Source organism: Blautia sp. AM23-13AC, assembly GCF_003435675.1.
Lineage (GTDB): Bacteria > Bacillota > Clostridia > Lachnospirales > Lachnospiraceae > Fusicatenibacter > Fusicatenibacter saccharivorans.
Genome location: NZ_QTUL01000003.1, coordinates 87,049 through 111,044 on the forward strand (window position 1 = coordinate 87,049; position 23,996 = coordinate 111,044).

Annotated in this window: 19 protein-coding genes; 1 reads left to right on the top strand and 18 read right to left on the bottom strand. The window is 50.1% G+C overall.

Going from position 1 to position 23,996, the window contains the following annotated elements; genetic code table 11:
- Positions 1–10: 10 nt before the first annotated feature.
- The 18 genes from DW642_RS05180 to gpr all read right to left on the bottom strand — a co-directional run bounded on the left by DW642_RS05180 (position 11) and on the right by gpr (position 23,501).
- Positions 11–523, bottom strand: coding sequence for a dihydrofolate reductase (locus tag DW642_RS05180; RefSeq protein ID WP_055218639.1), 513 nt, complete (start codon positions 521–523; stop codon positions 11–13).
- A complete protein-coding gene (gene larE / locus DW642_RS05185) occupies positions 520–1,401 on the bottom strand; it encodes an ATP-dependent sacrificial sulfur transferase LarE (protein WP_330410110.1) in 882 nt (293 codons plus the stop codon). The genes DW642_RS05180 and larE overlap by 4 nt, the downstream gene beginning before the upstream one ends.
- A 111-nt stretch (positions 1,402–1,512) precedes the next feature.
- Positions 1,513–4,116 (bottom strand): L,D-transpeptidase family protein, encoded by a 2,604-nt coding sequence (locus DW642_RS05190; protein ID WP_117509497.1) that lies wholly within the window; start codon positions 4,114–4,116, stop codon positions 1,513–1,515.
- 191 nt (positions 4,117–4,307) lie between these two features.
- A complete protein-coding gene (locus DW642_RS05195; RefSeq protein WP_158554978.1) occupies positions 4,308–5,408 on the bottom strand; it encodes an LCP family protein in 1,101 nt (366 codons plus the stop codon).
- 127 nt (positions 5,409–5,535) lie between these two features.
- Positions 5,536–6,636 (bottom strand): UDP-galactopyranose mutase, encoded by a 1,101-nt coding sequence (glf, locus tag DW642_RS05200; protein ID WP_117509499.1) that lies wholly within the window; start codon positions 6,634–6,636, stop codon positions 5,536–5,538.
- 12 nt (positions 6,637–6,648) lie between these two features.
- Positions 6,649–6,921, bottom strand: coding sequence for an HPr family phosphocarrier protein (locus DW642_RS05205; protein WP_022462230.1), 273 nt, complete (start codon positions 6,919–6,921; stop codon positions 6,649–6,651).
- Between the two features lie 11 nt (positions 6,922–6,932).
- Positions 6,933–8,249, bottom strand: a complete 1,317-nt coding sequence (locus DW642_RS05210) for a CdaR family protein (protein WP_158554979.1) — start codon at positions 8,247–8,249, stop codon at positions 6,933–6,935.
- On the bottom strand, positions 8,246–9,133 hold the full coding sequence (cdaA, locus tag DW642_RS05215; RefSeq protein WP_330410111.1) for a diadenylate cyclase CdaA: 888 nt from the start codon (positions 9,131–9,133) through the stop codon (positions 8,246–8,248). The genes DW642_RS05210 and cdaA overlap by 4 nt, the downstream gene beginning before the upstream one ends.
- 56 nt (positions 9,134–9,189) lie before the next feature.
- Positions 9,190–10,350 (bottom strand): hypothetical protein, encoded by a 1,161-nt coding sequence (locus tag DW642_RS05220; RefSeq protein ID WP_117509501.1) that lies wholly within the window; start codon positions 10,348–10,350, stop codon positions 9,190–9,192.
- A complete protein-coding gene (locus DW642_RS05225) occupies positions 10,347–10,778 on the bottom strand; it encodes a hypothetical protein (protein ID WP_117509502.1) in 432 nt (143 codons plus the stop codon). Before DW642_RS05225 ends, DW642_RS05220 begins: the two co-directional genes overlap by 4 nt.
- 89 nt (positions 10,779–10,867) lie before the next feature.
- On the bottom strand, positions 10,868–11,587 hold the full coding sequence (locus DW642_RS05230) for a ComF family protein (protein ID WP_158554980.1): 720 nt from the start codon (positions 11,585–11,587) through the stop codon (positions 10,868–10,870).
- A 66-nt stretch (positions 11,588–11,653) separates the two neighbouring features.
- Positions 11,654–13,909, bottom strand: coding sequence for an SF1B family DNA helicase RecD2 (gene recD2 / locus DW642_RS05235; protein WP_117509504.1), 2,256 nt, complete (start codon positions 13,907–13,909; stop codon positions 11,654–11,656).
- 6 nt (positions 13,910–13,915) lie between these two features.
- Positions 13,916–14,914 (bottom strand): rod shape-determining protein, encoded by a 999-nt coding sequence (locus DW642_RS05240; RefSeq protein ID WP_117509505.1) that lies wholly within the window; start codon positions 14,912–14,914, stop codon positions 13,916–13,918.
- A gap of 168 nt (positions 14,915–15,082) precedes the next feature.
- Positions 15,083–17,911 (bottom strand): excinuclease ABC subunit UvrA, encoded by a 2,829-nt coding sequence (gene uvrA / locus DW642_RS05245; RefSeq protein WP_117509506.1) that lies wholly within the window; start codon positions 17,909–17,911, stop codon positions 15,083–15,085.
- 124 nt (positions 17,912–18,035) lie between these two features.
- Entirely contained in the window at positions 18,036–19,169 is a 1,134-nt protein-coding gene (hemW, locus tag DW642_RS05250) for a radical SAM family heme chaperone HemW (protein WP_117509507.1), read from the bottom strand.
- 88 nt (positions 19,170–19,257) lie between these two features.
- Entirely contained in the window at positions 19,258–21,072 is a 1,815-nt protein-coding gene (gene lepA, locus DW642_RS05255) for a translation elongation factor 4 (protein ID WP_117509508.1), read from the bottom strand.
- Positions 21,073–21,183: 111 nt separating this feature from the next.
- The gene (locus tag DW642_RS05260) at positions 21,184–22,590 is read right to left on the bottom strand and encodes a stage II sporulation protein P (protein WP_242991128.1); all 1,407 of its coding nucleotides are present in this window, start codon (positions 22,588–22,590) and stop codon (positions 21,184–21,186) included.
- 23 nt (positions 22,591–22,613) lie between these two features.
- The gene (gpr, locus tag DW642_RS05265; RefSeq protein WP_055218620.1) at positions 22,614–23,501 is read right to left on the bottom strand and encodes a GPR endopeptidase; all 888 of its coding nucleotides are present in this window, start codon (positions 23,499–23,501) and stop codon (positions 22,614–22,616) included.
- A 181-nt stretch (positions 23,502–23,682) separates the two neighbouring features.
- On the opposite strand from gpr, the gene rpsT reads away from it, so the two are divergent.
- A complete protein-coding gene (gene rpsT, locus DW642_RS05270) occupies positions 23,683–23,946 on the top strand; it encodes a 30S ribosomal protein S20 (RefSeq protein ID WP_022462214.1) in 264 nt (87 codons plus the stop codon).
- Positions 23,947–23,996 lie beyond the last annotated feature (50 nt).

The window sequence follows — 23,996 nt, forward strand, 5'->3', positions numbered from 1 at the left end:
TGTCTTACCCTTATCTCGGGCGTTCTGCCTTTTCATTCTTTCTTCGGTATTCCGTGAAATAAAATTCAATATCAAAGCAGGTCTGCTCATCGCCCTCTTCTACCATCTCCCAATCCGGTGATTCGTCAAGATCCTCAAAGAAGGTATCCGCCTGATACGTCATGTCAATTCGTGTGACGTATGCCGTATCACAGTATGGGAGAAGCTGACGGTAAATTTCTCCGCCGCCCGCAACATAAATATCGTCGTCCTCATACGGCTTTAATACTTCCATCAGCTCTTTGATACTGTGGACAACGGTTGCGCCGCGGACAGTCCATTCCGGATCACGGCTTAAAATAATATTCGTTCTGCCTTTTAAGGGCTGCCCTGCCGGTAGTGTAGCAAGTGTCTTTCTTCCCATCACGACAACGTGTCCCATCGTAGTTTCACGGAAGAACCGCAGATCAGACGGAATACTTACCAGCAGCCGTCCCTGATATCCCAGACCCCATTTGCGGTCCGCACTTAAAATTGCTTTCATTTTGTTTCCTCTTTCTGTGTTATTTTCTCATCCATACTGCCGGAACGGAACCCTTCCAGATCCATCGTCAGGTAAGAAAAGCCGAGCTTTTTCAGATATGCAATCATTTCTTCTCTCTTCTCAAGCACTTCCCCCATACGCTCCGGTGAGATTTCAAGACGCACCACATCGCCATGTACACGCAGACGGAGATTCTCTTCCGCACCGAACAGCGTATGAAGCCATGCTTCGCCGTCCGCAATCCGATCCAGAACGTCATAGTTAATTTCTGCCCCGTAGGGAAGGCGTGTCGCCATACATGGAGTGGATGGACGGTGTGCTACGGAAACGCCGTACTTTGCAGCAAGTGCTTTTACCTCTGTTTTTGTCACATGACACGCTGCAAGCGGGCTGATGACACCATATTCTCTCAGCGCTTTTCGCCCCGGCCGGTAGACATGAAGGTCATCCTCATTTGTTCCGTCGAGTACCTGGGTGACACCGTGATCGCGGGCAAATTCCAGAAGTTTCCCAAATAGATAGTGCTTACAGAGATAGCAGCGGTTTTCCGGATTGTAACGGATTGCCTCCTGCTCCAGCTCATCAACAAAAAGGACCTCATGAACAGCGCCAACCTCCTTTGCTACTCTTGTCGCTGTCTCCAGGTCGCAGGGCGGATGCAGCCGTGTCTGAAAGGTTACTGCATAAACCTTTGTTCCATATTTTGCAGATGCATCCATGACAAGCTTCAGCAGCAGACTGCTGTCCACACCGCCGGAGAATGCCAGACAGAGATCCTGTTTTGCAATCTCGTCAAGTTGGGTAAGCAATGCCTTTTCCTTATTCTGCATATCTGTTTTCTGTTCTGTCCGGTTCTTTTTCTTTTCCTGTAATTCCATCGTATCTGTCTTCCTTTCCTGTAAAATGGCCGATGTCTTCTTATCAGAAAATCCATCGGCGGCACTGCTGCCCCGATGGATTTTCTCATACAGGTATTCCTGTTCTATTTTTTATCGATATGTCGGATCGCTTCCGAAAGCACCGCCTGTCCAGGTATAACGGGTCGGGTTTGTCAGCGGATAATCCAGATTGTCGCCAATGCGGACCGTTGTTCCGCTGCTGACGTTATCATAAATCCATTTTGCATCGATTGCAGTCAGTCTGACACAACCATGTGACATCGGTGATCCCAGGGAATTGAAGTCTACGGCAGAGATCATATTCAGATCCGGTGTGCTGCTTGCTACGCCATGGAAGTAAACAGCGTCATAAATCTGTGATACATATGGTGCCCAGCACACATAATCTTCACCTCTCATTTGCTTCTTTTTCAACTGCCAGCCGATTTTATATGTTCCTGCTGCAGTGTAACTGATTGGATTTCCTACGGAGCAGATCATTGATTTGATCGGGGTATCGTAAGAACCGGTTGCACTGTTATAGCCGTAAATGGTGACACGTCCGCGGGTTCTGTCTACTGTGATGTATTTGGATGACGGATTGAAGATGCTTGTCACATCCTCCATCAGAGAACCGTCTGCTTTGCGGTAACGGCGGTATTTTCCGATGTACTCCCATCCTTCCGTGATTCTGCGTCCGGAAGCATCGAATTTGTACTGTTTTCCATTGATCGTAGCTGTGCAGTTCTGATATCTTCCGCCCCAGCTGCGGAAATAATACTGAGAACCGTTCAGTGTCAGCCACTGATCATGGTACATGCCGCCCCAGCTCTTGAAGTAGTACCAGTTCTTATCATGAAGAATCCACTCGTCATGTGCCATGCCGCCCCAGCTCTTCATGTAATAATAGTTACCGTCATGGTAAACCCAGCCGGTCAGCATTTTTCCATCTTTATCCAGATAATAATAATTTTTATCATAGAGGAACCAGCCTTTTTGCGTCCGTTTGGTTCCATCTGCATTAAACCAGTACCAGGTATCGCCGGACTTGCCCCATTCGTTTTTATACATACCACCCCAGCTCTTGAAGTAGTATTTTCCATCGAGCCATTCATTGGCAAGCATGGTTCCATCGGATTTCAGATAATACTTATTTCCTTTGTAGGTCAGCCAGCCGCTGGTATATTTCTTTCCGTTTCCGTCAAAATAATACCATACATTGTTGACTTTTGCCCATGCGTTTTTGTAGGCCGCACCCCAGCTGCGGAAGTAATAGGTGTTATCCAGCCACTCATTAAAAGCCATTTTTCCATCGGCTTTCAGATAATAGCTGTTTCCATTGTAATCCAGCCAGGAATTCGTCAGCAGTTTTCCGCCGTCTGCCGTTGCCCAGTACCAGATTGTCTGCGTGCTGGTTTTAATTTTTTTCCATCCTGTTGTCGTCGAAACGGCTCCGTCAGCACCAACGTAATAATAATTTCCATTATAGCTTCCAACATCGTTGACACACATGCCGCCCCAGCTCTTGAAGAGATACATGGTTCCGTTCACATTCAGCGCGTTGTCTTCCATATGACCGTCTTCATGGAGATAATATTTATTTCCATCGTAATTGAACCAGCCTGTCCGTACGCCGCCCCAGCTGCAGAAGCTGTACCATTTTCCATCAATCTGTGCCCAGCCGGATTTATTTTTCTGATTACCGGTTTCCATCTCGAAACTTCCATCTTTCAAATTTCCGTTTGCATCAAAGGAAGCTGGTTTCATATAGTAGATTGCTGTATCTACCTTTTGCCATCCTGAAAGAAGTTCCCCTGTTTCCGCATCCACTAAGTACCAGTTAGAGCCAACCGTCAACCAGCTTACCGTACGATCTCCCTGCTGATACGCATTGTGATTTCCAAGAGATACAGTGCTGTCTTCTGCATTCAGATAATAGGTATGCGTTACATTGTTTTCATCAACAACAGTCTGGAAACCTGCCTCTTTTACGCGGGTTCCATCATTGCCAAACAGATATGTTACATCTCCTACTTTCTGAGTTGTGCTCCAGACTGCATAGCCTTCTTCATCGGCATAGTAATCATCCACACTGCCATCCTCAAATTTGATGGTAACAAGTTCATTTTTTTTCAGTTCCGGTGCAAATACTTTTCCTTCACAAATACCCTGCTGTCTCGAACCAAGTTCATCTTTTGCAGGATCTTCCCCTTCTGTCTCAAAGTAGTAGATTCCGGTTTTTCCATCTTCATCCGTCAGCTCTACTTCACCGGTCAGCATATAGCCATTTTCGTCAAACGCATAATCGACGCCGTCGATTTCTATTGGTCCGGTAGCAGCTACCACCTTATTATTCTCATCCAGAACTCCGTACTGAAACTGTTTCTTTCCATCTTTTTCAACGCTGTTCCAGCCTTCCTTCAGATTACTTACTTCCGGAGCCGGAGTTGCGCTCGGCGTCGGTGTCTCGGAAGGGGTCTCAGTTGGTGTTGCGGTCGGTGCTTCGGTTGGAGCCGGAGTCTCACTCGGTGTAACCTCTGGGGTCTCAGTTGGCGCCGGAGTCGGAGTCGTTTCTTCGTCTTCGGCCTGAGCTACAGTATCACTTTCCGAATTTACCGGTAATGGACTGGTTTCTGTAGAAGCTGCATATGCACCGGCTGGTGTAACACTTACCATGACGCCAAGTACGGCTGCGGCCAGAAACTTTCTTTTCATTCTTATTCATCCTCCCATTTTTTTACTCTTATACAATTTATAGCTTACTACATTTTTCCATCTATTTCAAGTTATCCGCCGGTAAAATACCTTACAAATTTCTTATGGTTTTTTCCGGTTTTTCGGGCAGAAAAAACCTCCCGGCTCCGGTTTTCTTGCCGGATACAGGAGGTTTTTCATTTGTTTCTTTTTTATTCGTTTACGGTAGTAGATCCGTAGATTTCTGTCTGAAGTCTGGAAATGGTTGCCGAGAAATCCGGAACAAGCATCTCACCCTTGCTGGAGTACAGATCATCGTATGGTACACGGCTCTGTACAATCTCATAGGAGAGGATCGTCGGCAGCTCGCCGATCAGCGTCATCAGTGTAGACTGGTCGATGTTATGGGTGACACTCGGAAGAATGGTATCTGCCAGCGCGCTCAGTTCTGTTACGCTGGAAGATTTCATCTCCTGCATCATTTTGCTTAATACCTCTCTCTGGCGCTCGGTTCTCTGATAATCCGAGTTTCCGACGTAACGAATTCGTGCATATGCAACCGCCTGATAACCGTCCACGTGCTGATCGCCGCTTGACGTATACTGATGTGCGGATGCATCTGCATTGCGAAGCTTGCACATTTCGTTGATATAGTTGTTTGCCACACGTACCTCATCATCACTCGGGGAAAGCTCGATTCCGCCGACGGCATCAATGATATCGATCATGGAATCAAAGTCAACGCTTGCGTAGTTATCAATCGGCAGCTTGTAGTTGTCTTCAATGGTACGGACAACCAGCGGGCCGCCGCCGTATGCGCAGGCTGCGTTCAGCTTCTTTACACCGACATCCGGAATATTTGCATACAGGTCACGCATAAAGGATGTCATGTGAATCTGCTTTGTATCTTTGTTGACGGATAACAGAATCATGGAATCTGAGTTTCCATACCACGTTTTGTCACGACGGTCAACACCGATCAGCAGAATGTTGTATACATTGCTGTTGTTTGGAAGTTCAATGTCCTGTGTCTCATTTAAAATCTCAGACTGCAGGGCATCCGTCTCCTCATCAGTCAACCCGGTACTTTCTGTCTCAACCTCTGTGGATTTATTGATCGTGATTTTATCGTCGCTTACGTAGTTACTCTTGCTGTAATAGTGATTGATTACAGCATAAGCACCGACGAGCACAACCAGTACAACTACGAGAAGGATGGTGAGCACATTAACCCAGCCGAATTTCTTCTTTTTCTTTCCTGAGGAATGGTGTCTTTCCGGGATTTCATCCTCGTCATCATATTCTTTTCTCATAACGACCTCTTTCATTTTCTTATTTTCCGGTATTTTCCAGCCGGATATCGTTTATAATATAGTCAAAAAACGGACTGCTGTCAAGTGTGCAGTCCGTTTTGATTGATTTCCGTTTGCAGTTTTTTTCCTACCGCTGCATTTTCTCCCACTGGTTCAGTGCAGCCTCAATGACTTTGTCCATATCGTAATACTTGTATTCTCCAAGTCTTCCGCCAAAGATAACCTTCTCTTCTTTTTCCGCAAGTGCGGCATATTTCTGATAAAGTTCCTGGTTTCTGGCATCATTCACCGGGTAGTACGGCTCCATCCCCTCTTTCCAGTCGGTGGAATACTCTCTGGAAATGACGGTCTTTTTCTGGGTTCCGAATTCGAAATGCTTGTGTTCGATCACACGCGTATACGGTGTCTCCCGATCGGTGTAGTTTACTACAGCTACGCCCTGATAATTGTCGGTATCCAGCACTTCTGTTTCAAAGCGCACCGTACGGTATTCCAGCTTGCCAAGTGCATAATCGTAAAACGCATCAATCGCTCCGGTGTAAATCACCGTCTCACCCATCGCCAGGTACTTTTCTTTATCTTCCAGAAAATCAACACCTGTCTGTACATCCGCTTTTTCAAAAAGCCGCTCTGTCAGAACGTTATAGCCTCCAATCGGAATTCCCTGATAAAGGTCATTGAAATAGTTGTTGTCATACGTAAAGCGCACCGGAAGCCGTTTGATGATAAAGCTCGGCAGCTCACTGCAGTCTCTTCCCCACTGCTTTTCTGTATAACCCTTAACCAGCTTTTTATAAATATCTTTTCCAACCAGTTTGATCGCCTGCTCTTCCAGATTTTTCGGCTCTCCCGGAACAGCTTTTCTCTGCTCTTCGATGATTGTTTTCGCCTCTTCCGGTGTGCGGATTCCCCACATTTTACTGAAGGTATTCATATTGAACGGCATATTATAAATTTCGCCTTTGTAGTTGGCAATCGGCGAGTTTGTATAACGGTTGAATTCTGCCAGCGAATTGACAAACTGCCACACCTCTTTATTCGAAGTATGGAAAATATGCGCTCCATACTTGTGTACATGAATTCCATCGATTTCTTCGCAGTAAATATTTCCGCCTGTATGATCTCTTCGTTCCAGTACAAGACAGCTTTTCCCTGTCTGACCGGCAAGATAAGCAATCACTCCGGAATACAGACCGGCGCCAACCAGAACATAATCATATTTCTTCATTGTTCTTTCTCCTTACAGTTCTTCCCCAAGTCCCGTCCGGATGGAATTGACAAGGAACTGCAGAGCTTCCTCCTCGTCCTCTCCCTCGCAGAACAGCTCGATTTCGTCTCCGCATTTGACGCATGCGCCAAGGACGCTTAAGACGCTCTTTGCATTTGCTGTATTTCCATCTCCGTAGTGGAATGTAATAGATGATTTAAACTGCATCGCCTGTTTGCACAGGGTTCCGGCCGGGCGAAGATGAAGGCCGGTTGGATTTTTCACGGTCACTTTTCCGCTTACCATTGGTTTCCCTCCTAATTTGTTCCTGTCGTTTTATTTGCTACTGCTTTTTCTTTGATATGAATCGTTGTCTTGACACTGTCTACGAGCTCATAGCCATCCGGCAGTGTGATTTTTACCGGTACCTCGTAATCCCCGACACCCATTCCATTCAGATCTATGGATGCGTTGATCTGGGAAGTATCTAATTTGGCCAGATTTTTGTCCGATGCTTTAATGCGGATTGCAAGCTGTGTCTGATCATACAGAACGGTATAAGTGGACTGAAGATTGCCCGTCTCGATCTGATCGACATCAAGTTCAAATTCCCTGCTCTCATTCGGCATAACCGTTACGTGAACGGTAACGGATGCAGACGAACTGGAAGATACTTTCAGATCTGTCACATCGGCGAGAACATCGCTTAAGTCAACCGTCGTCTCCACATCGGAGCGCTGTCCTGCAACGGAGGTATAGTCTTCCGGAATTTCAATCGTATTGCCTTCATCCGCCAGCTTTGCAAGTGCCTCCTCGGATCCGGCAACGGTGATTTCCTCCGGCGTGGTATAGATATTTTTAATCTGATAGCCGTCTGCCGGAGTTCCGCTGTACAGTGCACTCAGCTTAATACCGGATACACGGCGCCACAGTTCAATATCCACATCCACCTGCGGGGAGCCGCTGTCGAAATTCAAAAATTCCATCTGGGATTCCGGCATCTCATCCTGGTTTTTATCAATAATCATCAGATCCGCCGTGACGGTTCCGGAATTCCGCATATTGGTTACATCTACTTTTGCCACCACACTGCTGATCTTATTGATCAGGGACGTCGGGCCGGAAATGGTGATGCTCTCCGGATCGGAAGTCATCGTTCCCACTTCGTAATCTTTTGCCGGTTTCGTATTTCCTGCGTCAATTGTGATCGGGAATTTTTCGCTGTCCACATCCTCGATTTCCACAGGGATCGTTGCTGTCACTGTGCTCAGTTTTTCCTGTTTTACCATGGAGCACGCTGCCTTGATCGGCACATAAACCGGGTTTGTATCCATCGTCACAATCTGGGTCAGATCGGCCGTGACGGTGATATCCGATGCCTTCAGCCGGCTGACAACCGAGTTGTTGTCCGTGACAGTAACCGTGACCGTCTGGTATTCCTCCGCAATCTGGTATGTTTTCTTTCCGGCTGCGATGTAGGCTTCATTGGTCACCTGCACGGGGACATCAAAGCGCTCTTTCACAATCGGGTCATTCACACTGACCACAACGTACCAGATTACAATGGCAATCAGGATAGAAAGAATTTTCAAAGGGAGATTGTTCAGAAGCTTTTTCAGAATTTTCTTTTTCATTTCTTCTCTCCCTCCACTTTCTGACGCATTCCGCGGATATGCCATCCTTTCTTCTCTTCCGGTTTTTTCGCGAGCTTCTGGATTTTGTGAAGCTGCTCCCGAAGGTCGCTCGGTGTTACTGCCGTGTGGAGTTCTCCGCCGGAAGCATACGACACATTTCCGGTTTCCTCGGAGACAATAATCGTAAAGGAATCCGTCACCTCACTGATGCCGACACCTGCACGGTGGCGTGTTCCAAGATTCTTGTTCAGATCCATGTTGTCGGACAGCGGCAGGTAACATGTTGCTGCCGTGACACGGTTGTTCCGTACAATCACGGCTCCGTCGTGCAGCGGCGTATTGTGTTCGAAAATATTGATCAGCAGCTGGCTGGTCAGAACGCCGTCAATCGGGATTCCGGTCTTTTCATATTCCTCCAGGGTGATGGTCTTTTCGATGACGATCAGCGCTCCGGTCTTTACTTCTCCCATTTCAAAACTGGCCCTTACCAGTTCATTGATGGTTTTGTCACTGAACCGTTCATTTTCCTCCTGGCCGCTCGCAAAAGAAATGGCAGACAGCGGATTCTTTTCTCCAATCTGCTCGACCACTCTTCGAAGCTCCGGCTGAAAGATAATTACAACCGCTGTGATCGCCGCCCCGCCGATGTTTCCGAACAGCCACAGAATCGTCTGCATTTTCAGCACGTTTGCAATGATGACAAAGACACCAATCAGAAAAATACCTTTCATCAGCGTATAGGCCTTTGTATTCTGCAGCCAGCGGATCAGGTGATAGACGAAAAATGCAATGAGCAGAATCTGCACAATATCAATCAGTTCAATTTGTTTTGGCAGCCCGTAGTCTGCCGTTCTTGTGACAATCCAGTTCCACACGCCACGCACACTGTCACTTCCTTTCTTTTCCCCCGGCCGGTTTTCTTCTGATTTTCAAAATTCTTTTAAAGATCCTTTAAGGTGTCCTCCAGCATGCTCTTATAATCCACATCCTGATAATCGCCCTCGTCCAGCGGCGGAATTTCTTCTTCCTGAATTTCTTCTGTTTCGTTTATTTCTTCTATTTCTTCTTTTTCCTCGATCTCATCAAGATCCCTGCTGTTCCCGGATTCTTCTGTATGTCCAAGATTTGCCAGAGCATCGAGTTCCTCGTCTGTCAGATCCGGTTCTTTTTTCTTTTCATTCCGAATATAAGTCACACAGCGCTGTGCCTTTGTCACATTGAATTTTGGAACGGCTTTTACGTAGTAATAATAATCGTCGTCATCATATTCCAGGTATTCTGTCCGGGTGTAGTCTGCACCGAACAGGAAAAACTCCAGAACAAATCCAACCAGACAGCCGGCCGCCGCCCCGATCAGAACCATCGGGAGTGCAATCTGTACGTCCAGTGCCAGGCTTCCGGCAATCATAATAACCGCATAGGCAACCGAACCTGCCACAATGGAAATCTGCCATGCATAGTCCGCACTGCTGTGGCGGATTGCATTGACAAGAAGTACGGTCAGTGCGCAGGCGATCAGAACCAGCAGCATTTCCTCATTGCGGAAGAGGCCGTTGAAAAATTCCTGTACGACTGCCGTGATCTCCGGTGCTTCCGCCGCATAAAGCAGCGGCTCCATTTTTCCGTGAATCATGTCGCACATATAGTAGACAACGACACCGCAGGCTGCTGAAAATGCAGAGAGCGGCGTGCCGGCAAGACCATAGGCAACCGGAACGGCAGATGGCACGTGAAGCCAGAATGCGAGCGGTGTCAAAAGGAGTGCCGGCGCATCCTTCGGCACAAAGCGAAGATATAGAAACCAGAGCACCAGCAGAACCAGCGCCGCAAGACCCGCGACTACCATGTGAAGTGCAAAGCAGTGGCCGATGATCACCAGCATTGCAAGGAAAACCATTCCATTCAATGGCAGGATGGCGCAGATCAGTGACAGAATCAATACCACATACATGCTGTTCAGCATCTTCAGATAGCCGAGATTGGAATTAATACCACGAAATACAGCAAGAGCGAGCAGAAATTTCACAATCGGAAGTACGATTCCGCTGCAGGAGCCGTAAAACTCTTTTAATTTTTCTTTCAGTTCGATCAATACTGTCATGTTTCCTTCCTCCTGCGCCCGGATTTCTTCCCGCTTTTTTCCTGTTCCTCATATATGTTCTGCAGGTCATCCAGCTCTTTTCCATACCATTTCAGCTTTTTCTGTGCTCCCTGGTAACGGATCGTGCTGATCACATACACGGCAATGGAATAGACTGCCAGAAAACACAGATAGGACGCGATCAGACACCCTGCTGCAAACTGCAGGTCGATTGTGTCTATCTCGTCCACCAACCATTCAATATGATATAAGACTGCAACCGCAAGTACCAGAATGTATCCGATGGAAGCCAGAAAAAAATTTTTCAGAAGCTCTTTTCCGATGTAATCACTCCGAAAATAGCGGCCGATTCGTAAGGCATTTTTTTCTTCTTTTTTTTCGAAAAAAGCCAGTTTTGTCATCTGACGAATCCTTTTTTCGTCCAACATGCCTCTTGGTCTCCTCTTCCCGTTCTAAATTATGTTTATTTTACCATATGTTTCCGATATTGGAAAGCTATTCTCAAAATATTCACACACTATTTTACAATTGCCGCACAAACAAAATCCACCTGTTCTGCTCCATTCACTTTCAACAGTGACGCAATGGCATCAACCGTGCTTCCCGTTGTGAAAATGTCATCTACCAGAAGAATCCGGCAGTATTTCATCTGTCCCGGCTTTGCCAATGCAAAAGCTCCCTCCAGGTTTTTCCGCCGCTCGGCGGGACCAAGCTCTTTCTGGCGTTTTGTTTTTTTCACACGGCGGATCAGGCGGGCATTCATGGGAAGTTCCATTTCTTCTGCCAGCTTTTCTGCAAATACCTCCGCCTGATTGTAGCCGCGCTGCCGCTGTCTTGCCGGATGAAGCGGCACCGGAACGAGCACCTCCGGATTTCTTCTCTGGATCTGCTTTCCCACATAGAAAAACGCCGCGTGAGCATAAAATCCGGCGTATTCCTGCCGTTCATGATATTTGAACCGCATCAGGGAAGCCTCAAGTTCCCCGTGGTAACCGTACGGCGCAAAACCGCGGTCGAAGCTGTGCCTCGTTCTGCTGCAGTCCCGGCAGAACTCTTCCTCACTGCCCACGGGTTTCCCGCATTTTTTGCACCGCGCGCCCAGAATCGGATGGATCTTTTCCACACAATTCCGGCATAGATACAGTTCCTCACGTGACAGCAGTCCGTCACAGATGGGACATCGTCTCGGATAAACTGCGTTTAAAAGCCAGTTTCCTGTTTTATTTTTTTCTTTCATGTAACCTGCGCTTTCCCTTATCCACTCTGCCGGATGCAGCCGCATCCATGCCCCGGAAAAACGTGTTTACGCGTTTTCTTCCTGCATTTCCCAGATTCTTCTGGCGAGCGTTGTATACCGGTTCGCCTCGATATGATTTCCGATCATTGCCTGGAATGTCACATCACTTCCGACGATGGTGACGCACTTTCTGGCTCTCGTCACGGCCGTATACAAAAGATTCCGCGTCATCAGCATGCGCGGGCCGCCGAGCAGCGGAATCACAACCGCCGGGTACTCGCTTCCCTGCGCTTTATGTATCGTTGTGGCGTAGGCGAGCTCCAGCTCGTCCGCCTGTTTGAACGTATAGTCTGCGAATTTTCCTTCCTCAAACTCCACGGTGATCACCTCGGTATACGGGTTGATACTCCGGATCATGCCGAGGTCTCCGTTGAATACACCCATACCGCGCTCCGCCACGATTCCGTTGATGCCGCGGATTTCCCACTCCATCTGGTAATTGTTGCGGATCTGCATGACCTTGTCGCCCTCGCGGAGGATATTACCTCCATTTTCCCGCTCGGCTTTGTCCGGTGCGGGCGGGTTCAGGTATTTCTGCAGAATCTGATTCAGATTTTCCACGCCGAGTGCACCTTTCCGCATCGGAGTCAGAATCTGGATATCCTGCGGGCGGGCATCCACATAACGCGGCAGTTTCTGGGACACCAGCGTCACCAGCACTTTCCAGATCACGTTGACATCGTACCGTTTCAAAAAGAAGAAATCTTTGCTCTTATTGTCCAGTATAACCTCTTCCCCATTATGGATCTTATGTGCATTGACAACAATATCGCTCTGGGATGCCTGCCGGAAAATGTGTGTCAGGCAGACAATCGGAAAGCATTCCGAACGGATCAGATCCCGGAGGACACTGCCCGGGCCGACACTTGGAAGCTGGTTCTGGTCTCCCACCAGGATCAGCCTTGTTCCCGGCACAATCGCGGAAAGAAGGGCATGCATCAGGTGGATATCAACCATCGACATCTCATCAATGATGATGACATCCGCGTCGAGCGGATTATCTGCGTTCCGCTCAAAATGCACATTTGCCGAGGAATCATCCACATTTCCCGTCAGTTCCAGAAGACGATGGATCGTGCATGCCTCACAGCCAGTTGCCTCTGTCATTCGTTTCGCCGCTCTTCCGGTCGGCGCTGCCAGGAAAATGTCGAGGCCTTCTGCCTCAAAATAATGGATCATCGCATTGATGGTCGTCGTTTTTCCGGTTCCGGGACCTCCGGTCAGGATCATAAGACCGCTGTATGCCGCCTCAACGACTGCCGTCTTCTGCATCTCATCCAGCTCGATCTGATATTTTTTCTCGATCTTTCCGATCCGCTTTTCGATTGCCTCACGGTCTTCCTCGCATGTAATATTCAGCTCATGCAGCATGCGCGCCGTACTCAGTTCCAGATAATAATACTGGCTGGCGTACACAATCCGCAGCGGCTCATCCCCTTCCCGTTCGGCCGGGAGCTCGCGGATGACCGCTTTTTTGTCGATTGCCATATCCTGCAGAGATTTCTGCATCCGCTCCGGTTCTACGCCGAGAAGTTCCTGCCCTCTCCGAAGCAGCACCGGTTCCGGCAGATAGACATGGCCTTCTGCCGTCGCCTGATTCAGCACATACGAAAGACCGCTCTTGATGCGGAATTCGCTGTCCACGGCAATCCCGATTTTTCCGGCAATCTCATCCGCCGTCCGAAATCCCACGCCTGCGATATCTTCCGCCATTTTATACGGGTTTTCCTTTAAAATCCGGTACACATTGTCCCCGTACTGCTGATAAATCTTTGCACCGAGATTCAGTGCAATGCCATATCCCGAGAGGAAAATCATCGCATTCTGCATTTCGGCTTTTTCTGCCACCTGCTGTGCAATTTCACGCGCTTTCCGCTCGCTGATTCCCTTTACCTCCGCGAGGCGCTCCGGCTCTTCCTCGATGATCCGAAGCGTATCGTCACCGAAGCGGCGCACAATTCTTGCCGCCAGCGCCGCACCGACTCCTTTGATCGCACCGGAACCGAGATACCGCTCCAATGCAACAGAATCCTGTGGAACTTTTGTCTCATAGGATTCAATGCGGAACTGCTTTCCATAGGCAGCATGTTCAATATAATCTCCGGAAGCCTCGATCAGCTCGCCCTCTCCGATCATCGGAAGCGTGCCGACGCATGTCAGCTCGCGCCCCTTCATGCTCAGATTCAGGACGGTATAGCCGTTCTCCTCATTTCGGAAAATAATGTGTTCTACGTAGCCTTCTACTTTTTCTTTTTCACTCATCTTTTATCAAAACTGGCTTTCAAATTCATTCATCACTTCGCGGTACTGGCCGGTTCCAAGCGCAACGACGCTCGCCGGATTTTCTGCTGTCACGGTATTAATGCCGGTCCGCTCCTGGATCAGCTCGTCCATTCCGGCAAGGAGACTGCCGCCTCCGGTCAGGATAATGCCGCGGTCGGAAACATCGGATGCCAGTTCCGGCGGCGTTTTTTCCAGCACGGCACAGATCGCGTCCGCAATCTGGTTTGTCGTCTGGACAAGGGCACCTCGGATTTCGTCGGAGGAAACCGTAATCGTCGCCGGAAGTCCGGTGATGACGTTTCTTCCCTTGATCTCCATCGTTTTCTCCTCGGCCCGCGGATAAGCGGAACCAATCCGGATTTTCACTGCCTCTGCGGTCTGTTCTCCGATAAATACGTTGTATGTTTTCCGTACATAGCGGATGATATCCTGGTCAAATGTCTCACTGGAAATCTTGACCGAATTAGAAACAACGGTTCCCGCAAGCGAGATCACAGCGATATCCGTCGTGCCTCCGCCGATGTCCACGATCATATTTCCGCATGGTTTCGTAATGTCAATTCCGGATCCGATTGCCGCTGCCACCGGCTCCGGCACGATCAGCACTTCCCGGGCTCCCGCCTGGTACGTTGCCTCCTCCACAGCCTTCCGCTCTACTTCCGTCACACCGGACGGCACACAGATGCTGATTCTCGGTTTCCGGAATGCTCTTCTTCCCATTGCCTTCTGGATAAAGTAGCGCAGCATGCGCTCGGTGATCAGAAAGTCCGTGATCACGCCCTGCCGCATGGGCCGGACCGCCATAATATTGCCCGGTGTCCGTCCAATCATCTGACGCGCTTCTTCTCCAATTGCCCGTACTTTATCTGCATCTTTATCATACGCAACTACGGACGGCTCCTTTAATACAATGCCTTTTCCCTTGGCATAGACCAGGATGCTGGACGTCCCCAGATCAATTCCGATATCGGTCGTTGCAGCCATAGTAATCCCCTTTCCTGTTCTCTTTTATTTTTCTTTATTTTAATCTGTTTGAAATTTGTATAGAATAAGTTCGGGTTCAAAACACCCGAAACACAAAAGGATCGAATGTGTTCTGAACCCAACCCGCTTCTTATTATATACAATCCCTTTTAAAATGGAAAGGATTTTTTAGAGATATTTTTCGACATATTTTCCGGTGTAGGATACCGGGCTCTTGGCCACTTCCTCCGGCGTTCCGCACGCAATCACGGTTCCGCCGCCGTCTCCGCCCTCCGGTCCGATATCAATAATATAGTCCGCCGTCTTGATGACATCCAGATTGTGTTCGATAACAACGACGGTATTTCCGCCCTCGGACAGGCGGTGCAGAATCTCCACCAGTTTGTGGACATCCGCAAAATGAAGTCCCGTCGTCGGCTCGTCGAGAATGTAGATCGTTTTTCCCGTGCCGCGGCGGCTCAGCTCTGCTGCGAGCTTGATACGCTGCGCTTCTCCACCGGACAGCGTGGTGGACGGCTGGCCGAGTCGGATGTAGGAAAGGCCGACATCGTACAGGGTCTGTAATTTCCGGAAAATCGACGGTACCGGCCTGAAGAATTCCAGTGCCTCCTCGACCGTCATATTCAGCACATCGTAGATGCTCTTTCCTTTGTATTTTACTTCCAGTGTCTCACGGTTGTACCGTTTTCCATGGCAGACCTCACACGGCACATAGACATCCGGCAGGAAGTGCATTTCGATCTTCAGGATACCGTCGCCGCCGCAGGCCTCGCATCGGCCGCCCTTCACATTAAAACTGAATCTTCCCTTCTTGTAGCCGCGCGCCTTGGCATCCTGCGTTGCCGCAAACAGGTCGCGGATCTGATCGAACAGACCTGTGTACGTTGCCGGATTGGAACGCGGTGTTCTTCCGATCGGGGACTGGTCGATGTCGATGACCTTATCGAGCTGTTCCATACCGATGATGTCTTTGTGTGCACCCGGAATCGTCCGCGCACGGTTCAGATCTCTTGCCAGCCGTTTGTACAGAATTTCATTGACAAGGGAACTCTTTCCCGATCCGGAGACTCCGGTCACGCAGGTCATGACACCGAGCGGGAAATTCACGTTGATATTTTTCAGATTGTGCTCTTTTGCTCCGACTACCTTCAGCCAGCCCGTCGGCTTTCTGCGCTCAGACGGAACCGGAATTTTCAGCTCTCCGCTTAAGTATTTTCCGGTGATGGAATTCGGATTTTTCATCAGATCTTCCGCTGTTCCGATCGCCACCAGCTCTCCGCCGTGCTCACCGGCTCCCGGGCCGATATCGACAACGCAGTCAGCGGCGCGCATCGTATCCTCGTCGTGCTCCACGACGATCAGGCTGTTTCCGAGGTCACGCAGATGTTTCAGCGTCGCGAGAAGTTTGTCGTTGTCTCTCTGGTGAAGACCGATGCTCGGCTCGTCGAGAATATAGGCGACACCGACAAGGCCGGAGCCGATCTGCGTTGCCAGACGGATTCTCTGCGCCTCACCGCCGGACAGCGATGCCGTTCCGCGCGCCAGGGTCAGATAGTTTAATCCGACATCCGCAAGGAAGCTCACACGCGCACGGATCTCTTTTAAAATCTGCTTTCCGATCAGCAGCTGCTGTTCGGAGAGTTCGAGGTTCTGCATAAACTTCTGCAGATTGTCGATGGAAAGGGATGTTACTTCAAAAATATTTTTATCTCCGACCGTCACACCAAGCGACGTCGGTTTCAGACGCTGGCCATGGCACGCCTGGCACGGGGTCACACGCATGAAGGTTTCGTATTCCTGTTTTGTAGAATCCGATCCGGTCTCACGGTAGCGGCGCTCTACATTTTTGATCAGCCCCTCAAAAGCCACATCGTACACACCGACGCCGCGCTGACCGCGGTAATGCACCTTGACGGATTTTCCGTTCGTTCCGTAAATCAGGATATCGTGGATTTTTTTCGGATATTCACAGAACGGAGTGGAAAGGGAAAAATCGTACTCCTCTGCGAGCGCATCGAGAATGGCTCTCGTATAGCTCGATTTGTCCGTGCAGGACTGCCAGCCGAGCACGGTGATGGCTCCGTCTGCGATGGATACGGTCTTGTCCGGAATCATCAGATCCTCGTCGAACTCCATCTTGTAGCCAAGGCCGGCACAGCTCGGGCAGGCGCCGAACGGGTTGTTGAAGGAAAAGCTTCTCGGCTCAATCTCCTCCATGCTGATGCCGCAGTCCGGGCAGGAAAAGCTCTGGCTGAAGTTGAGCTGATTTCCGTCCATCGTGTCGACCACCAGAAGGCCGTCCGCCAGATCCAGTACGTTCTCGACGGAATCCGTCAGACGTTTCTCAATGTCCGGTTTGACTACAAGACGGTCCACAATAATGGAAATGTTGTGTTTCAGGTTCTTATCCAGCGTGATCTCCTCGGACAGCTCATACTGGCTGCCGTCGATCATCACGCGGACATAGCCGCTGCGTTTTGCCTGTTCGAGCACCTTTTCGTGTCTTCCCTTGCGGCCGCGCACAACCGGCGCGAGAAGCTGGATTTTCGTCCGCTCCGGGAGTGCCATGATCTGATCGACCATCTGGTCCACCGACTGGCGGCTGATGACTTTTCCGCACTTCGGACAGTGCGGAATACCGATTCTCGCGTACAGAAGACGGAAGTAATCGTAAATCTCCGTCACGGTTCCGACGGTGGAACGCGGGTTCCGGTTCGTCGATTTCTGATCGATCGAAATAGCAGGCGGCAGGCCTTCGATGCTGTCCACATTCGGTTTTTCCATCTGTCCTAAGAACTGGCGCGCGTAGGAGGAAAGGCTCTCCATGTACCGCCGCTGGCCCTCCGCATAGATCGTGTCAAACGCAAGCGAACTCTTTCCTGAACCGCTGAGGCCCGTAAATACAACAAACTGGTTTCTGGGGATATCGACATTCAGTGCTTTCAGGTTGTTCTCCCTGGCTCCCCGTATTCTGATAAACTCTTTTTTCTCTGCCATAACTGTTCCTCTTATTAATTGGAATCCCTGTCCGGACAGGGACAGGAATCTTGTCTCGTTTTCTCCCATTATAGCACACCGCCGTGCGTTATGCAAACATTTGTTCTATTTCTTTATCATCTTTTTACAGCAGAAAATCTGCCAGAATCACATTGCTGACGGAAATCCCATCGCGTGTCAGAGCCAGACGCCCGCTGTGTTCCTGTAAAAGATGCATCGCTTCGTATTTCTTCAGAACCCCGCCGTATACGGCATGGATCTCCTTTCCAAACTGCTCCTCAAACTCCGCCGTCGAGATCCCTTGTGTCATTCGAAGGCCGAGAAACATAAATTCTTCCATGGCATCCTGCTGGGAAAGAATTTCCTCATCCTCACGGATCTTTTCCAGTGCTCCGCACGCTTTCAGATACAAAGATCGATCTGCCGTGTTCGTCCACCGGCGGTTTCCGAATAACGATGCCGCGGAAGGCCCGAACCCCAGATAATCCGTCCTTTTCCAGTAGCCGATATTGTGGCGGCATGCGAAGCCCGGCTTTGCATAATTGGAAATCTCATACTGGAAAAAGCCGTATTCTGCGAGGATTTCCGCCGTTCTGGCATACATTTCGCGTTCTGTGTCCTCATCCGGCAGATCCAGTTTCTGCTCCGCAAACGGGGTTCCCGGCTCCACGATCAGGCTGTAGGCGGAAATGTGCTCCGGAGAAAGCTCCGCGATCGTCCGAAGACTCTCTTCCCATTTCTTTTCACTCTGCTCCGGCAGACCTGACATCAGATCCACGTTGATATTCGCAAACCCGGCATCCCGTGCCAGTGCAAAACTCTCCTGAAATTCCGCAAACGTGTGGATTCTTCCCAGCCGTCTCAGCTCCTCATCGTGAACCGACTGACAGCCGATACTGATCCGGTTGAAGCCGCTCTTCCTGTAACATTTCAGTTTTTCCACATCCAGCGTTCCCGGATTGGCCTCCAGCGTGATCTCGGCATCCTCTGAAAAAACGTACTTGCTCCGCAGTTTTTCCATCACACGGGCGAGCATTCCGGCCTCTACCGCGGATGGTGTTCCGCCGCCGAAAAAGACAGTAATTACTTCCCTTTCCGCCGCCTCTTCCGCCGCATCGATTTCTGCCAGCAGAGCCTCTTCATACTCCTTCTGCATTGCCTTCGTACCCGGTCCCGAGACAAAATCACAGTAGGCGCATTTCCGGATGCAGAACGGGATATGCACATAGAGTTCCAGTGGTTTTCTTTTTTTATTCATTCTGCTTTTCCTCCGTACGATCGAAAGACCGGCCCCTGCGCTCCCGCAACAGCAGGCGGCGCCGACAGGCCGGTCTCATTTTTATTTCTTAATTTTCATCCAGTTTCAGCACGCTCATAAAGGCTTTCTGCGGAATCTCCACGTTTCCTACCTGGCGCATCCGCTTCTTACCTTCCTTCTGCTTCTCCAGCAGCTTCTTCTTTCGGGAAATATCGCCGCCGTAGCACTTGGCGAGGACGTCTTTGCGCATCGCGCGGACGGTTTCTCTGGCGATAATCTTCGATCCGACAGCCGCCTGGATCGGGATTTCGAAGAGCTGCCGCGGAATCTCTTCTTTGAGCTTCTCGCACATCTTTCTTCCGCGCTCGTAGGCAGATCCCTCGAATACGATGAAGGACAGCGCATCCACTTCTTCTTTATTGACGAGGATATCGAGTTTTACAAGCTCGCTTCTCTCATAGCCGAGCAGCTCGTAGTCGAATGACGCGTAACCTTTGGAGCGGGATTTTAAAGCATCAAAGAAATCGTAGATAATCTCATTCAGCGGGAGATGGTAATGAAGCATCGCACGCGTCGTCTCCATGTATTCCATTCCCTGATACTGGCCTCGTCTCTGCTGGCAGAGCTCCATGATCGGTCCAATGTAGTCGGTCGTCACCATAATCTCTGCTTTTACCAGCGGCTCTTCCATATAATCAATCTCGGACGGGTCCGGCAGATTCGACGGGTTGGTCAGGTCAATGACGGTTCCGTCGGTTTTGTGAACCTTATAGATAACGCTCGGTGCGGTCGTCACGAGATCCAGATTGTACTCACGCTCCAGGCGCTCCTGAATAATTTCCAGGTGAAGCAGTCCAAGGAAACCGCAGCGGAAGCCAAAGCCCAGTGCTGCCGATGTCTCCGGCTCGTAGAAGAGGGATGCATCGTTTAACTGCAGTTTTTCCAGCGCGTCGCGCAGATCGCCGTACTGTGCGCCGTCGGCCGGGTACATGCCGCAGTATACCATCGGGTTGACTTTTTTGTAGCCCGGCAGTGCTTCTGCACATGGATGGTCAGCATCGGTCACGGTATCACCCACGCGGGTGTCGCGCACGTTTTTGATGCTGGCGGTGATATAGCCTACCATTCCGGCGGAGAGCTCGTCGCACGGGATCAGACGGCCTGCGCCGAAGTAGCCGACCTCGACAACTTCCTCGACAGCGCCTGTCGCCATCATGCGGATTCTCGTTCCTTTTTTCACGCTTCCTTCCATCACACGGCAGGAAATGATGACGCCGCGGTATGCATCGTAGACGGAGTCGAAAATCAGTGCTTTTAACGGTTCCGTCGGATCACCTTCCGGTGCCGGAATTTTCTGTACGATCTGCTCGAGCACCTCGTCCACGTTCAGGCCGGTTTTTGCGGAAATCCGCGGAGCATCCTGCGCTTCCAGTCCGATGACATCCTCGATCTCTGCAATTACACGGTCCGGCTCGGCGCTTGGAAGGTCTACTTTGTTGATGACAGGGAACACATCCAGGTCATGGTCAAGGGCGAGGTAGACGTTGGCAAGGGTCTGCGCCTCGATACCCTGCGATGCATCGACAACGAGCAGCGCGCCGTCGCATGCGGCAAGGCTTCGGGAAACCTCATAGTTGAAGTCAACATGGCCCGGGGTGTCAATCATGTTTAAAATGTACTCCTCGCCGTCGGCCGCTTTGTATACGGTACGGACTGCCTGTGCCTTGATCGTGATGCCGCGCTCACGCTCCAGATCCATATTGTCCAGCACCTGATCCTGCATCTCACGCTCGGTCAAAAGGCCTGTTTTCTGAATAATACGGTCCGCAAGGGTTGATTTTCCATGGTCGATATGGGCAATAATACAAAAATTACGAATTTTACTCTGATCTATTCCTGACAAGTTTTTTCCTCCTGCTTTTTCCCTACGATACCAGATTGCTTCATATTTCGTACTCCCGCAATCTGTCTATTTTGTATGATACGAAATTCCACTCAAAAAAGCAAGATAAATTTATCCGCCTGATGCCGGACTTTTGCCCGACAGAACCTTATGCAGGATATCCGCAAACGGCCCCATTGCATTTTTCACCTCCTCGACCGTATTCGTCTGCGCACCAACCTCGAGAAGAACAGATCTCGGGCGGAGATGGAGGTTGTAGCGGTAGCCTTTTAAATAGATACAGCGCGAAAAGCCGGGATAATACTGTTTTGCCTCATACTCCATCTGAAAGGAAAATGCAAGGTTTTCCGCCTGATACGGATTTGGCAGGCTTGTCAGTTCGCCGCTTTCTTTCGTGCGGGAAAGGCCGTTGAAAAACATGATCTGCGCGGTCGGCTTTCCGTTGATTTCTGTCACAAGACGTTTTGAACCATTGACCCCGTCCCGGTGCAGGTCGATCACGACCTGAATGGACGGGTGTTCTTCCAGCGCCGCTGCGATGACCGGCTCCGCGTAGTTGTAGGCGCGGCTCCGCTCGAGACAGCCTTCTTTCATGTCAAATGCCTCTGTAATATGAAGCACTTCGTATCCGTACTGCTTTTCCAGAAGCTCCTGCAGATCATCACCGAGGCCGATTACCGTGTCCGCTCTTTCTCCCGGACGGGAATCGGCGAAGGTTTCCTGCGAATGGGTATGATAGATCAGAATCTGCGGGCCTTCGGCATTTTCCGGCAGGGTCAGGTCTTTTCCGAGCAGGGTGCTGCCGTCGATCTCGCCCGGCAGGACCGAAGTGTTGGGATCGACAACGAAGAAGCGGTTCAGGAGCGCCTGCGGGTCAGCAAGAAGGTCAGGGGAAATTGTCTCCTGAATCGTGTCGGCCTCCGGGTAGAGAATCTCACGCGGTGCGCCGCCGGTTTCGATGGTCTCCTCCGGGACAGACTGCGGCGCTTCGGGTTCTGCCGTTGATGCCGACTCTCCGGCTGCCGGTTCTGTGATTCCTGTTTCCGTCTGCTCCGCCTCCGTGATTTCCATTCCATCTTTTTGAGTTTCATCTTTTTGAGTTCCATCCTTTTGATCTTCCTCAGTTCCCTGCTCCTTCGATTCTGTCTGCCCTCTTTCTGCTCCCGGTCCCGGATTCGAATCCTGCTTCGCCGTATCCGTTTCCGCTGCTTCTGTCCCGGCAGACAGCGTATTTTCTGCCGTGCTTCCCTCCCGAAGCGCCGGTATCTGATCCCGCACTGCCGCGAGGAGATTTTCCATCCATCCCCTTCCGTCCTCTTTTCCGTCATAAAAAAGAAGCGGCATCATCACATCCACGGATAACTGCTCCGCCTGTGCTGCCGCCCGCTGCAGCAGAACTTTCCCCTCTAAGAAATGATTTTTCCGGAGAACCGCTGCACTGCGGAACAGCAGTATACTGCAGGACAGGAAAAGACATCCCCATCCGAACCATCGTCCATTTCGCCTGGCATTCCACATATTATCACCATATTCATGATATGTTACAGTTCCCCGGAAAATGCCTGATTCATACCTGCCGCAAGAACCCCGGCCAGGCGGCGGACCATCTCGTCGATCTCTTTTGTCGTCACGTAAAGGCTTTCGAGCGCCGGTGAAATGACTTCTCCCAGAAATTCATCCATCTCGGACTCCTCCAGCGATTCCAGAACACCTGCGACGGCATCGTGGACGATCGTTCCTGCCCCTACAACGGTCGGCACACCGATTCCGATGACCGGCACGCCAAGCGTCTCCTGATTTAAGGCATTGCGGTGGTTTCCGACGCCCGAGCCCGGCCAGATTCCGGTGTCGGCAAGCTGGATCGTACAGTTCAGCCGGTGAATACTGCATGCGGCAAGGGCATCCACGGCGAGAATCACATCTGGATGGGTCTGTTCTGCCGTTCCGCGCAGGATTTCCACTGCCTCCATGCCCGTCTGTGCCATAACGCCGGGAGCAAGGGCACTCACTTCCCGGCCCTTCTTTCCGTAGGTGCGCACCAGATGGCGCGTAACGTTAAGCTGCTCCACCGTCTCCGGCCCGAGCGCATCCGGCGTGATGCCGCGGTTGCCGAGGCCGGCCACAAGAACGGATCCGCACGCTTCCGGCACCATTTCCATCAGACAGTGGGAAAACTCCTCCGCCGCTTTCCGGCTCTCCTCCTCGTCTGCCGTCAAAAGCAGCGGCGCTTCGATCGTCACATACGTCCCTTTCGGCTTTCCCATCATTTTTGCACCCTGCTCCGATGTGATTTTCACAATGGTTGTCTGAATTTCCGCCTTTCTTTTCTTCTTCTCAATCTCGACCCCGGAGATCTCCACATGGTCCCTCTCAAATTTTTCCTGATTCTCCATCGCCAGGTCTGTCCGCATCCTATACTTTCCTATCATACTTTTCTCCTTCTCCTGTATTTTTGTTGTAGTTTTTGCATTTTTTTCAAAAATATGTATTGACAAAACATGCGAAATATTATAGGATAATAAAGCATGTTTCAGTGGAGCGCCCGTGTCTGTTCCATTGAATAACATCCCTTAAATCACATTAATTTTAAAAATATTGGAGGTGTACAGTTTGGCTAACATTAAATCCGCAAAGAAAAGAATCCTGGTAAATCAGACAAAGGCAGACCGCAACAAAGCAATCCGTTCTGCAGTTAAGACTTCTATGAAAAAAGTAGATGCTGCTGTTGCTGCAAACGATAAAGAGGCTGCTGCTGCTGCATTAGTAAATGCGATCTCTACCATCGACAAGGCTGCTTCTAAGGGCGTTTATCATAAAAACAACGCTGCCAGAAAAGTATCCAATCTGAGCAAAGCTGTAAACTCAATCGCATAATAAAGATATAAACCAAAGAGAACTTAGTCATACCGTCATGTGGCTGGGTT